This window comes from Bradyrhizobium sp. AZCC 2230, assembly GCF_036924495.1.
Classification (GTDB): domain Bacteria; phylum Pseudomonadota; class Alphaproteobacteria; order Rhizobiales; family Xanthobacteraceae; genus Bradyrhizobium; species Bradyrhizobium rifense.
In genome coordinates this window covers 4,166,249-4,179,809 of the sequence record NZ_JAZHRS010000001.1, presented here as the reverse complement: position 1 = coordinate 4,179,809, position 13,561 = coordinate 4,166,249, and the positions used below count along the sequence as shown (strand labels likewise).

The 13,561-nt window shown below is 64.4% G+C and carries 8 protein-coding genes and 1 pseudogene; 5 read left to right on the top strand and 4 right to left on the bottom strand.

Annotated elements, in window-relative coordinates:
• Positions 1 to 10 precede the first annotated feature (10 nt).
• Positions 11 to 297: pseudogene (locus V1280_RS20010) on the top strand (GIY-YIG nuclease family protein).
• 153 nt (positions 298 to 450) lie between these two features.
• On the opposite strand, the gene V1280_RS20005 reads toward V1280_RS20010, so the two are convergent.
• Positions 451 to 1,800 (bottom strand): malonyl-CoA decarboxylase, encoded by a 1,350-nt coding sequence (locus V1280_RS20005; protein ID WP_334527711.1) that lies wholly within the window; start codon positions 1,798 to 1,800, stop codon positions 451 to 453.
• A 230-nt stretch (positions 1,801 to 2,030) separates the two neighbouring features.
• Positions 2,031 to 2,903 carry an AraC family transcriptional regulator gene (locus tag V1280_RS20000; protein WP_334527708.1) on the bottom strand — a complete coding sequence of 291 codons (873 nt, stop codon included), beginning with the start codon at positions 2,901 to 2,903 and terminating at the stop codon, positions 2,031 to 2,033.
• Positions 2,904 to 2,954: 51 nt separating this feature from the next.
• On the opposite strand from V1280_RS20000, the gene V1280_RS19995 reads away from it, so the two are divergent.
• Complete coding sequence (locus tag V1280_RS19995; RefSeq protein ID WP_334527705.1) at positions 2,955 to 4,127, top strand: MFS transporter; 1,173 nt, start codon at positions 2,955 to 2,957, stop codon at positions 4,125 to 4,127.
• A 231-nt stretch (positions 4,128 to 4,358) separates the two neighbouring features.
• Positions 4,359 to 6,626 (top strand): cation:proton antiporter domain-containing protein, encoded by a 2,268-nt coding sequence (locus V1280_RS19990; protein ID WP_334527702.1) that lies wholly within the window; start codon positions 4,359 to 4,361, stop codon positions 6,624 to 6,626.
• A gap of 261 nt (positions 6,627 to 6,887) precedes the next feature.
• Here V1280_RS19990 and V1280_RS19985 read toward each other — a convergent pair whose 3' ends face one another.
• Positions 6,888 to 10,046 (bottom strand): efflux RND transporter permease subunit, encoded by a 3,159-nt coding sequence (locus V1280_RS19985; RefSeq protein WP_334527700.1) that lies wholly within the window; start codon positions 10,044 to 10,046, stop codon positions 6,888 to 6,890.
• Positions 10,047 to 10,059: 13 nt separating this feature from the next.
• A complete protein-coding gene (locus tag V1280_RS19980) occupies positions 10,060 to 11,253 on the bottom strand; it encodes an efflux RND transporter periplasmic adaptor subunit (protein ID WP_334527697.1) in 1,194 nt (397 codons plus the stop codon).
• Positions 11,254 to 11,492: 239 nt separating this feature from the next.
• Between V1280_RS19980 and V1280_RS19975 the strand changes: the two genes are divergently transcribed.
• Together V1280_RS19975 and V1280_RS19970 are read left to right on the top strand one after the other, a co-directional pair.
• Positions 11,493 to 12,284, top strand: a complete 792-nt coding sequence (locus V1280_RS19975; protein ID WP_334527694.1) for a transporter substrate-binding domain-containing protein — start codon at positions 11,493 to 11,495, stop codon at positions 12,282 to 12,284.
• 22 nt (positions 12,285 to 12,306) lie between these two features.
• Complete coding sequence (locus V1280_RS19970; protein WP_334527692.1) at positions 12,307 to 13,560, top strand: alpha/beta hydrolase family protein; 1,254 nt, start codon at positions 12,307 to 12,309, stop codon at positions 13,558 to 13,560.
• Position 13,561: the final 1 nt, after the last annotated feature.

Genomic DNA, 13,561 nt, shown 5'->3' with positions numbered 1-13,561 from the left:
AGCGCGATCCATGAAGCAGCCCTGCGTGTACATGTTCGCCAATCGCCGCAATGGGACGATCTACGTCGGCGTCACCTCGAACCCACCGCGCCGCGCGTTCGAGCATCACGAGGGTCTGGTAAAGGGCTTCTCGTCGAGATACGGCTGCAAGCTCCTCGTCTGGTACGAGCTGCATGAGACCATGACTGACGCGATCACGCGCGAGAAGCAGATCAAGAGCTGTAGCCGGGCGAAGAAGCTTGCGTTGATTGAAGCGTCAATCCGGACTGGACGGATTTGTACGAGACGCTGATCTGAGTACCAGGACAGCGGCGTCAAAGCGCAGGCGCTTACCACACACTCCGTCATTGCGAGCGCAGCGAAGCAATCCAGGATCTTTCCGCAGAAGCAGTCTGGATTGCTTCGTCGCAAGGGCTCCTCGCAATGACGATGTAGAGGGAGCCGAGCCCCCTACGACAACCGCATATCCAGCAGTCTTCGTCCTTCGCCCTTCAGCAGCTTCTTCACCGCGCTCGACGCCACCACCTCGCCGTCATTGGCGTAGGCTTCGTGGTTCTTCTCGATGTCGTCGAGGCGATAGAGGTAGTTCACCATCACGCCGGCGGATTCGCGCACGCCCTTCGGCGAGAGGTCGCCGAGCCAGTTGATGCGCTCGAGGCGGGCACCGTTGCCGAGATGGAAGCGGGCGACGGAGTCGATCAGCTTTCCCTTCGGCGTGCGCGCCTTCAGGAAATAATGCGCGGCCAGCGGCTCGATCACGCCGCGCAACTGCGCGGTGGTCTCGGGATTCTCATACCATTTGGGATCGTCGAGGCGCTTCAGGATCTCGCGGTCCTCGTCCGACAGCGGCAAATCCTTGTCCTGCTTCACCCATGGCATGAAGCCCGGCACCGGAGACAGCGTCACGAAGGTGTCGAGCTTCGGCGTCTCGCGGCGCAGCTCCTCGACCACCTGCTTGATCAGGAAGCTACCGAAGGAGATGCCGCCAAGGCCGCGCTGGGTGTTGGAGATCGAATAGAACACGGCGGTGCGCGCCTTCTCGATCGGAAGGTACTGGCGATCGACCGCGAGCAGCGGCGCGATCGCACCGGGAATGGTCTCGGTCAGCGCGACCTCGACGAAGATCAGGGGCTCGTCGACCATCGCGGGATGGAAGAAGGCGTAGCAGCGGCGATCGACCGGATCGATGCGGCGGCGCAGATCGTCCCAGTCGGAGATCTCGTGCACGGCTTCATAGCGGATGATTTTTTCGAGGATGTTGGCCGGGGTCGACCAGTCAATCCGGCGCAGCACGAGAAACCCCCTGTTGAACCACGAAGAAAGAAGATGCGAGACGTCGCGGTCGAGCGCGGCGAGATCGGTGTGTCCGTTCATCATGCCGAGCAGGTCGGCGCGCATGGCGACAAGATCGCTGGTGCCGCCCGGCGCGCGGTTGAGACGGCGGATCAGCTCCTGCCGCCGCGGCTCCGAGGCGAAATGCAGCGCGCTCGCGTCCTCGTCGGCCGGCTTCGCGCGCCATGTCTCGATCGCCTGTGCCAGTCGTTCCCGGTCCGGGCCGAAATCGCGCACGAGCGCGTCGAAAAAGGCGCGGCGTCCTGCCGCATCCAGCTCCTGGTAGACGTCGAGCACTTCACGCGCCATGGCTGTGCCGGATGCTTCGCCCCGGCCCGACAACAGCGCGCCGCAAAGCTCGATCAGCCCGTCGGCATCCTGTTTGGTATCGGCAGAATCGCGGCGCAGCAGCGTGCGGCCGCGCTCGGAGATGGTCGCAAGCAGGTCGGAGAAGAAGGCGTTAGCCATCTGGGCCTTTCGAAACCGGGTTTGTGCGGTGCGGAAGCTTACACGGGATTTGGGCGGAAGCCGATCACAATCAAGCAGGAGATGTTGGCAACTTTAGCTGGGCCGTGCGTTTCGAGAAGGCTGTCATGCCGGGTGAGGGGCGTGATGTCGTGAGACGTGCTAACCCCAAAACGCGCTGTCATGCCCCGGCTTGACCGGGGCATCCAGTACGCCGCGGCCCATCGGTTCAATCACTGTCGTCTCGGAGTACTGGATCGCCCGGTCAAGCCGGGCGATGACACCGAGTGTGTGGCAAACTCCGTAGGCGTCCGTCCCGTCACCTGGCGGAACGCCGCCGAGAAAGCCGGCACGCTGGCATAACCGAGCTGTGTCGCGAGCTGCTTCACCGATACGCCGGCATCGGTCGACAGCCGCTGGATCGCCGCCGCAATCCTCGCCCGCTGGCACCAGCTCTTGAAGCTCAGCTGCGTCTCCGCCGAGAACAGCCGCGATAGCGTGCGTGCGGAGGTTCCGACCTCGCGCGCCAGCGTATCGATGTCGTGTAGCCCCGTGGGATCGTCGAGCACGATCATCGCGGCGCGCCGGCAGCGCGGCTCGTGCGGCAGCGGCACGAAGGTCGCGGAATCCTCGGCCTGGTGCAATTCCAGCATCACCAGGCGCACCAGCAACTCGGTGCGCTCCTCGGTGTTGCGCGCGTCGAACAGCGCGAGGATCGCCTGATTGAGCAACGGCGACACCCGCACCACGAATTCCCTGGTCAATCCCTCATAGCGCTTCTCGCGCTTCAGCCAGGCGAGGTCGAAATACAGCGTGCGCATCTCGATGTCGGCGAGCACGTCGATCGCATGTTCGAGCCCGGCCGGGACCCAGACTGCGCGGTCCGGCGGCACCAGCCAGCGTCCCCCCGGCGTGTTCACCTGCATCGTGCCTTTCGCGGCATAGACCAGCTGTGCCTCGCGGTGCATGTGCGGGTCGAGCCGCAGGCCCTTGGGATAGTCGCGCGCGACCAGGTGCACGCCCGCGGTGGAGCGGTGGTTGCCCCGGACCTCCCTGAGGATTGGCGTTTCCAAAATTGGCGTTTCCAAGACAGTCATTGGCAGCATCCCGTCAAGCCCACGACATATAACTCATTTCGGAACAGGAGAGGATTCCGAATGAACAGCCCCAGCCGGGTCATCAGTTTCGTCAACGCAGGCCATTTCATGGACCATTATGCGATGCTGATCTTCGCCGCCGCCGTGATCATCATGGGGCCGGCGCTCGGCATGGCCTATTCGGAACTGCTGCCCTACGCGACCCCCGGCTTCATCGCCTTCGGCGCCGGCTCGCTGCTCACCGGCTGGCTCGGGGACCGCTGGAGTCGCCGCCACATGATGCTGATCTTCTTCATCGGCATCGGCGCGTCCATGATCTCGGTCGGCTTCGTACAGACGCCAGTGCAGCTCGGCGCGGCGCTGCTGGCGATCGGCGTGTTCGCCTCGATCTATCATCCCGTCGGCACCGCGATGATCGTGTCCTATGCCGACAGGCTCGGCCGTGAGATGGGCATCAACGGCGTCTGGGGCAATCTCGGCGTTGCCTCGTCCGCGCTGGTCACCGGCGTGATCGGCCAGTATTTCGGCTGGCGTTTTGCCTTCATCGTCCCCGGCATCGTCACCATCCTGATCGGCATCGCCTTCGCGATGCTGGTCGTGCATGAGGACCGCAAGGGCTCGAAACAGGCGGCCGCGCAAGCGCGCGTCGCCAAGCAGGACATGTGGCGCGTGGTGCTGTCGTTGCTGATCGTCGTGACCGCGATCTCGACCACCTTCAACGCCGTCACCGTTGCGCTGCCAAAGCTGTTCGCCGAGCGGCTCGCCGACCTGACCAAGAGCCCGGCGCTGCTAGGGGGCATCGCGGCCTGCGTCTATGTGTTCGGCGCGATGACGCAGTACACGATCGGCCGGCTGCTCGACCGCTATTCGCTGAAGACAGTGGCGCTGCCGCTGTCCTTCATGCTGGCGCCGTTTTTGTATCTCGCCGCGAGCCTGTCCAATCTGCCGCTGATATTGGTGTCGATCGGCATCGTCATGGGCGCGTTCGGACAGGTCACGGTGAACGACGCCATGGTCGGCAAATACACCAGCGAGGAATGGCGCTCGCGCGCCTATGCCGTGCGCTATTTCATCGGCTTCACCGCGGCGGGTGCGTCCGTGGGCCTGGTCGCCTGGCTCTACGAGCAGGGCGGCTTCGTCACCATGCTGCACGCGTTTGCAGCGCTCTGCCTGCTCGCGATTGCGGCGGCGATCATTTTGCCGCGCGAGATCCGGACGCCGGCGGCGGCGTGAGGGCGGCGTTCTCTCCACTCGTCATTGCGAGGAGCTCGCGACAAAATTGCGTAGCAATTTTGCGCTGATGCGACGAAGCAATCCAGACCGCTTCCGCAGAGGCACTCTGGATTGCTTCGCTTCGCTCGCAATGACGGGGAGGCTCGAGGGAGGGAACCCGCTCCACCTCCCGCGGGTTCTATCCCCGTGGCCCCGGCATCTTGCCGGGACGGAACGGGGGAAGAGACCTGCATGCAGTGGAGCCTGCTCCGACCGGTCGGCCTTGTCCCCGCGGCGCTCGTCCTCACCACCATTGCGGCCAGCGCCGAGGGCGGCAAATCGGCGGCCCCGTCTGAATTCCTGCTGGTGGCGCAGATCGTGCTGCTGATCGCGGTGGGGCGCGGTCTCGGCGAGATCATGCAGCGGATCGGCCAGCCCTCGGTGATCGGCGAATTGCTCGCCGGCATCATTTTGGGGCCGTCGTTGTTCGGCTGGATCTGGCCCGAAGCGCAGCACGCGATTTTCCCGAAGACACCCGAGCAGAAGGCGATGATCGACGGCATCGCCCAGTTCGGCATTCTGCTGCTGCTCCTGCTCACCGGCATGGAGACCGACCTCAAGCTGGTCAGGAAGGTCGGCAAGGCCGCAATCGCGATCTCGATCGCCGGCATCCTTGTGCCGTTTGCCTGCGGATTTGCGCTCGGCGGGTTCCTGCCCGATGCACTGCTGCCGAAGCCCGAGCAGCGGCTGGTGGCCTCGCTGTTCATGGGCACGGCGCTGTCGATTTCTTCCGTGAAGATCGTCGCCGTGGTCGTGCGCGAGATGAACTTCATGCGTCGCAATGTCGGCCAGATCATCGTCGCCACAGCGGTGATCGACGACACCATCGGCTGGATCATCATAGCCGTCATCTTCAGCCTGGCCTCGCAAGGCACGCTGGACGTCGCCTCGGTGGCGAAGGCCGTGCTGGGCACGCTCGCTTTCCTCGCGATCTCCTTTACCATCGGCCGGCGACTGGTGTTTCAACTGATCCGCTGGGCCAACGACAACCTCGTCAGCACTGCGGCGGTCATCACCGTGATCCTGCTGTTGATGTGCGTGATGGCGCTGATCACCCATGCGATCGGCGTCCACACCGTGCTCGGTGCCTTCGTCGCCGGCATCCTGGTCGGCGAGTCGCCGATCCTGACGCGACAGATCGACGAGCGCCTGCGCGGCCTGATCTCGAGCTTCTTCATGCCGGTGTTCTTCGGTCTCGCCGGCCTCAGCGCCGATCTGTCGGTATTGCGCGATCCCAATCTTCTGATGCTCACGGGCCTCTTGGTCGTGATCGCCAGCGTCGGCAAGTTCGGTGGCGCCTTTGTCGGCGGCACTGTGGGCGGCCTCAGCACACGGGAGTCGCTGGCGCTCGCGAGTGGCATGAATGCACGCGGCTCGACCGAAGTGATCATCGCGACCATTGGCCTCTCGATCGGCGTGCTCAGCCAGAACCTGTTCACGATGATCGTGACCATGGCGATCGTGACCACGATGGCGATGCCGCCGATGCTGCGCGCGGCGCTCGCAAAGCTGCCGATGAACAAGGACGAGAAGGACCGGCTCGATCGCGAGGAGTTCGAGAGGCGCGGCTTCGTCGCCAATCTCGAGCGTCCCTTGCTGGCGGTCGACGAAAGCGTCAACGCCACCTTCGCCGCTCACATCGCTGGCCTGATCGCCGGCATGCGTGGTTTCCCGATGACCGTGCTGCATGTCGGCAAGCGTGCCAAAGAGCAGGAGAAGGGCCGTGACGAGGCGGAGAGCCACGAGGCCGTGGTGAAGAAGGCGGCGGAGACCGTCTCCGCCAATAGTGACGGCGATGCCGGCAGCGTCGATGTCGTCACCCGCTCGCGCCGTGCGGAGCTCGGCGAGACCATCGCGGACGAAGCGCGCAGGGGCTTTGATCTCCTCGTCGTCGGCGTTGACAAGGTCGCTGCCGCTAAGGATCGGTTCGATCGGAAGATCGAGGACATCGCCGCAAAGTTCGACGGTCCACTCGTGATCGTTGCGGCCAAGGGCAAGCATTTGAAGCAGCCGATGCCGGACGGGCTCAACATCCTCGTCCCGGTCTCCGGCAGCGGCGTCTCCAAGCGCGGCGCGGAGGTCGCGGTCGCGCTGACGCAGGCGGGATCAGGCTCGCTGCGCGTGATCTATGTTGCGACGACGCGGGACAAGGGTGCCCAGCGCGGTGCGTCGCGCGGCCTGAGCCAGGAAGCCGGCATCCTGAAGGACGCCAGCGATCTCGCCGCCCGCTACGACGTCGACATCACCACGACCTTGCGCGTGAACCGCGCGCCGGAGGCTGCGATTCTGCGCGAGATCGACACCACCGATGTCGATCTCGTCGTCATGGGCGTCGACCGCATCCAGGGCGACTATCTCTCCTTCGGCGGCGTTGCGGACGCAGTGCTGCGGCAGTCGAAGGTCTCGGTGATGCTGGTTTCTAGCGGCGAGGCACGGCAGGCTCCGGCGGAGAAGGCTTAGCATGTGATGCATACTCCGTCATTGCGAGCGCAGCGAAGCAATCCAGAATCGTTCCGCGGAGGGACTCTGGATTGCTTCGCTGCGCTCGCAATGACGGGGAGCCGGAGGCGTCGCGCCACGTCACGCGCATCGCCCATGATGCCATCATGCCGGTGTTTTGCCCGACGGAGCAAGCGATTTCGGCAAGACCGAAATTTCTCCAGCCTTTTCAACCCCATCTCTACTGTGCATGGGGTTGTTTTCGCCTTTTGCCGGAGCGGCCTAGGACTTCGCCTCCGTAACCGGCTGCGCCTTCGGAGCCTTCTTCGACGCGCGCCGGTTCTCGAAGCGCTGCACCACCACGAAGAAGGCCGGCACGAACAGCACCGCGAGGCAGGTCGAGGCCAGCATGCCCGAGAACACGGTGATGCCGATCGACTTGCGGGCGCTGGCGCCGGCGCCGGTCGCGATCACCAGCGGCACCACGCCGAGGATGAAGGCGAACGACGTCATCAGGATCGGACGGAAGCGGGCACGCGCCGCCTCGATCGCACTCTCCAGCACCGGCTTGCCGTCGCGGCCGTGCAGCTCGAGCCCGACCTCGACGATCAGGATCGCGTTCTTGGCCGACAGCGCGATCAGCAGGATCAGGCCGATCTGGCAGTAGAGGTTGTTGTCGATCTTCAGGCCGTTGAGGATCAGCATGGGCCCGATCAGCGACAGCGGCACCGCGAGGATCACCGAGATCGGCGCGTACCAGCTCTCATACTGGCCGGCGAGCACGAGATAGACCAGCAGCATGGCAAGCCCGAACACCCAGTAGATCTGGTTGGAGACCGCCTTCTCCTGGTACGACATCGCGGTCCATTCGAAGCCGGTGCCCGGCGGCAGCGTCTTGTCGCCGATCTCTTCCATCAGCTTCAGCGACTGGCCGGACGAATAGCCCTGCGCCGGCAGGCCGACGATGGTCGAGGAGGGATAGAGGTTGTAGAGGCTGATCAGCGACGGGCCGGTGACCGGCGTGATGGTGGCGACCGTGCCGATCGGCACCATGTTGCCGTCCTGGTTGCGCACCTGCATGTTGGCGATGTCGCGCTCGGTGACGCGGAACGCCGGGTCGGCCTGGGTGTAGACCTGGAACACGCGGCCGAACTTGTTGAACTGGTTGACATAGGACGAGCCCAGATAAGTCGACAGCGCCGCGAACACCGCGTCGGTGGTCACGTGCAGCGTCTGGGTCTTGACGCGGTCGATCTCGACATTGAATTGCGGGACCGAAGAGCGGAACGAGGACGAGACGCGCTGCAGTGCGCTCTGGCTCTGGGCGTTCGAGACCATCGCGCCGGTGATGGCCTGCAGCTTGGCGAAATCGCTGTTGCCGTCGCGCAGCTCGACCTGCATCGAGAATCCGGCGGCGTTGCCGATGCCTTGAATGGGCGGCGGCGGCAACACCAGCGTGCGCGCCTCCATGATGGTGGCGACCTTGTCGTTCAGCCCGTACACCAGCGAGCGCAAATCCTCGCCGGGGCCTTTGCGCGCATCCCAGTCCTTCAGGATGATGTAGGCGACGCCGGCGTTGGCAAGGCTCGCGCTGCTGTCGAGCGCGGAGATGCCGGCGATGGTGATCACCTGGGCGACGCCCGGCGTGTCCTTGATGATATCGGCGGCCCGGTCGAGCACCTTCTGGGTCCGCTCCAGCGAGGAGCCGTCTGGCAGCTGCACGGCGGCGATCAGATAGCCCTGGTCCTCGATCGGCAGGAAGCCCGTCGGCACCCGCGACAGGCCGTAGCCGCCGATCCCGATCAGGATCAGTGCGAAGGCGACCGACACCGTGGCGTGCCCGCACAGGAAGGTGATCAGCCGCGTGTAGCCGCGCTCGACACGGTCATAGACATTGTTGAAACCGCGATAGAAGAAGTTGCGCTTTTCCGGCGGCACCGTCGGCCGCAGCCAGAGCGCGCACTGCGTCGGCTTCAGCGTGGCTGCGTTGATGGCGGACAGCAGCGCGGTCGCCGCGATCACCAGCGCGAATTGCGAGTAGATGCGGCCGGTGAGGCCGGCGAGAAACGAGGCCGGCAGGAACACCGAGATCAGCACCAGCGTGATGCCGACGATCGGCGCGAACAGCTGGTCCATCGCCTTGATCGCGGCGTCGTGGCCGTTCATGCCCTGCTCGATATTGTGGGCCGCACCTTCCACCACGACGATGGCGTCGTCGACAACAATGCCGATCGCGAGCACGATCGCGAACAGCGTCGACATGTTGATGGTGAAGCCGAGCGCCGCCATCGCGGCGAAGGCGCCGATGATGGTGACCGGCACGGTCGTCGCGGGCACTAGCATCGCGCGCCAGTCCTGCAGGAACACCAGGATCACGACCAGCACCAGCAGGCCGGCCTCGATCAGCGTCATATAGACCTCGTGCACCGAGGCATTGACGAATTTGGTGGTGTCGAACGGCGTGTCGTATTTGATGCCTTCCGGAAAACGCTTGGCGAGCTCCGTCATCTTCTTCTCGACGGCCTGCTCGACCTCGAGTGCGTTGGCGCCGGGCGACTGGAATACGCCGATGCCGACCGAGGGCTGCTTGTTGAGCGAGAATATCTGGCTGTAGGTCTGCGCACCCAATTCAACCCAGCCGACGTCGCGCACGCGGGTGACGTCGCCGCTGGTGCCGGTCTTGACGATGATGTTCTCGAACTGGCCGGTGTCGTCGAGCCTTCCGTTGACGTTGAGGGTGTACTGGAACGCCTGTCCCGGCGGTGTCGGCGGCGCGCCGACCTGTCCGGCCGAGACCTGCTGGCTCTGCTGCTGGATCGCCTGGATGACGTCCTGCGGCACCAGTCCGCGCGCCTGCAGCTTGTTCGGATCGAGCCAGATCCGCATCGAATACTGGCCGGCGCCGAACACCGTGACGTTGCCGACGCCGGGCAAACGAGACAACTCGTCGCGCAGATTGATGGTGGCGTAATTGCTCAAGTACAGGCTGTCGAACCGGGAGTCTGGCGAGGTCAGCGTCACGAACAGCAGGATCGAGGTCGATTTCTTCTGAACCGTGACGCCCTGGTTCTGCACCGATGACGGCAGCTGCGACAGTGCGCTGGAGACGCGGTTCTGCACCAGCACCTGCGCGAAGTTGAGGTCGGTACCGATCTTGAAGGTCACCGTCAGCGTATAGGTGCCGTCGGAGCCGCTGTAGGACTGCATGTAGAGCATGTCCTCGACGCCGTTGACCTGTTGTTCTATCGGCAAGGCAACCGTGTCGATCACGGTCTTGGCGCTGGCGCCGGGATAGCGCGTCGTCACCTGCACCGTCGGCGGCACCACGTCGGGATATTGCGAGATCGCGAGGTTGAACAGCGCGACGCCGCCGATCAGGATCATCAGGAGCGCGATGACGTTCGAGAGGACCGGCCGTTCGATGAAGAACTTTGAGATCATGGCTGGCGGCCCCTCACTTGGCTGACGCCTGCGGCTGCTCGATCTTGGTCTGTTGCGGGTCGATCTTCTGGCCTGCAATCACGCGCAGCAGTCCCGAAATGACCACGCGGTCGTCCGGCTTCAGGCCGCTCTCGATCACGCGCAGGCCGTTGTCCGCGGCGCCGATCTGCACCTTTCGCTGCTCGACCACATTGTCCTTGTTGACCACCAGCAGATAGCGGCCGCCCTGGTCGCTGCCGAGCGCGGTGTCGGGGACGAGGAGGGCGTTCTTGTCCTGGTCGAAGGGCACGCGGACGCGGACGAAATAGCCGGGCAGCAGCACCCGCTTGTCGTTGGGCACGAGGCCGCGCACCGCCAGCGTGCCGGTCGATGAATTCAGGGTCGGCGCGACGTAGTCGAGGTGGCCTTCATGCGGATAGCCGGTCTCGGTCTGGAGGCCGACTTCGATCGGGAATTGCTTGAGGTCGACGGCGGTCAGCCCGCGCCGTTGCGCTTCGGCGCGGATGCGCAGCACGTCCTGCTCGTTGACGGTGAAGTTCACCCAGATCGGGTCCATCGCGACGATGGTCGCAAGCTGTGTCGGGGAGGAGACGCCGACGAGTTCACCGACCGAGACCATATGCGCGCTGACGATGCCGTCGAACGGCGCGCTCACCTTGGTATAACTGTAGTTGAGCTCGGCGATCCTGGTGTTGGCCTGGGCCTGCTGGAGGCTGGCCTGGGCGTTGTCTCGGGTCGACGTCGACGTGTCGAGGGTGGCCTGCGAGACCGCCTGGCGCTGAACAAGATCGACCTGCCGCTTGAAATCGGCCTCAGCCTGTTTGAGCGAAGCCTGCGCGCCGGCCTCGGCGGCCTGCGCCTGGTCGAGCTTCAGCTTGTAGGTTTCGGGCTCGATCGTGAACAGCTGGGTGCCCTGCTTGACGAAGGTGCCGTCGGTGTAGTCGATCGTTTGCAGAAAGCCCTGCACGCGCGCGACGAGATCGACGCTCTTGATCGGCGCGGTGTTGCCGGTGGCCTCGACATAGCGCGCAACTGCGCGCTGGATCGGCGTCGCTACGTCCACTTTCGGCGGCGGCGGCGCCACGAAAGTGTTCTTGTCCTCGCAGCCGGCGAGCGCGACTGCGGCCGCGATCGCGACAGGTAGAAGGCCGATCCGCCGCCATGATCCGTCGGCTCGTGCGGGAGAAGCGAGAGTCGCGCGCGTCATTCGGTGGCCCCCGATGGCTGTCTGTCGGTGCGGCAGGCTACCAACAAATGCCCGGCCGTGGAACCACCATAGCCATGGTGGTCGCAGGCCTTGCAACGCAAACGGACTTGAAGTTTGTCACGAGATGCCGCTTTTCACGGAGCGCATGATCCGTCAGAATTACGTCAAAGGCCGCGCGACGGGCGCGACGCCAGCGAAATGAAGCGGACGCAAAAGAAGAAACGTGAGGAGACGATGACATGCCAACGCCGTTCTGGTCGGCCTGCGCCGGCCTCGCTCTTGCCGCTGTGGTCGCCATGCCCGCGCTAGCCGATGGCCTGAAAGACGAGATCGCACCGACCGGCAAGCTGCGGGTCGCGATCGCGATCAGCCCGGCGGGCGGGGCGTTCTGGTCGACCAAGACCGAAGCCGGCTATGCAGGTGTACCCGTCGATCTCGGCAAGGACATGGCGGCGCAAATCGGCATCCCCGTCGAATATGTCGTGTACCAGAATTCCGGGCAGATCACCGACGCGGCCGGTAAGGGCAGCTGGGACGTCACCTGGTTGCCGAAAGATCCCGAGCGCGAGACCAAGATGACATTCGGCCCGATCTACGAGGTCGCGGACGCCACCTATATCGTCAAGGCCGGTTCGAGCGTCACCAATTTCGCTACGCTCGACCAAGCCGGCATCAAGGTCGCGGCCGTCAACGCCACGACGACGATGCGCGGCGCCGTTGCGCATCTGAAGAATGCGAACGTCACGGGCTATCAGACCTATGATGAGATCTTTGGCCTGTTGAAGAGCGGCGAGGTCGATGCCTTCGCGCTGTCGCGCGATCAGCTCAACAAGATGGCGCAGAAGCTTCCGGGGACCAGGGTGCTGGACGAGACGTTCAAGAAGACGGTGACGGCCGTCGCGGTCCCGCTCGCCCATCAGCAGTCGCTTGCCTTCGTCACAAAATTCATGAACGAGGCCGTGACGAACGGCACCTTGCGCAAGGCCTATGATAATAATGGTCTGAAAGACACGCCGATCCGTACCGAGTAGATAGTCCTTGGACTGGGAGCACATGCTTGGACGTTGGATTGTAGCCGCGATGGTGTCGCTGGTCTTGATGATGCAGAACGCTCAGGCCCAACCGCTGACGGTCGATCCCGAGACCATCGTCCCATTGCCGCCGCGGTTCGACATGGAGCCGCCGGCGTCCGACGTACCGCCCGAGATCGCGCGCTTCCAGGGCGCATGGATCGGGACCTGGCAGGACGACAGGCACATCCTCGTGGTCGAGCGCGTCAGGGCTGACGGGCATGCGGACCTCGTTTTTGCCAAGTCGGATTCTTCATTCAACGGCATGAATCGCGAATGGTGGCGCGATCAGGCGACGGTCGTCAACGGCGTGCTGACCATGACTGGGTTTCGCATCTTCCGCTATGCCTTCGATGGCCCCGACCGACTGTACATGACGGCGACGCTCAAGAATGGTATCGTCACATCAGGAGCGCTGGTCCGTGCCGATCCGGCGCGCCTCGCCGCAGGGGAGCGGCCGATCGATTGGCCGTGGCCTGGCGAGCGCGTCCGGATTCCGCATCTCACGGTGCGCACGCCCGATGGCACGCGGCCGATCACGCTCGAGGGCACGTTCTATCCGCCGTCAGGGCAGGGGCCGGCACCGCTCGCGATCTTTACCCACGGCTCCGATATCGGCCGGATTCAACTCAGGTCCTGGTCGTTCTCGACCGAGGCGCACTGGCTTCGGGACAATGGCTTTGCCGTGCTAGCGCTGATGCGCCGCGGACGCGGCAGCTCCGAGGGTATCAGCGGCGAGGAGAATTTCGGACGCGATCATGACGGCAGCCTGATCGATGTCTCGGCCGGTGTCGCTGAGGCCGTCGAGGACCTCGAATCCGCGATCGCCTATGGCCGCACTTTGCCCGGCGTCAAGCCGGGCAAGGTGCTGCTCGCCGGCCAGTCGCGCGGTGGCTTTCTCGCCATGCACTACGCCGGGCTCAAACCGAACGAGGTGATGGGCGTGGTGAATTTCAGCGGCGGCTGGTACCCGTACGGACCGGTGACCACGCCATATTACGCGAATGCCGGCCGCGGCGCGGGCGCCAAAGTCAAGCAGCTCTGGCTCTATGCCGACAACGACCGCCTCTACAAGGAAGATCTGATCCGCGAATATCAGCAGGCGTTCGCCGCCGCCGGCGGCAACGCGCACTTCGAGCTGCTGCACGGCGTTCCCGGCGACGGCCATTTGCTGCGGCTCTATCCCGAGCGATGGCGTGCAGTCGCAGACCAGTATCTCACGTCACTCGATCGATGAG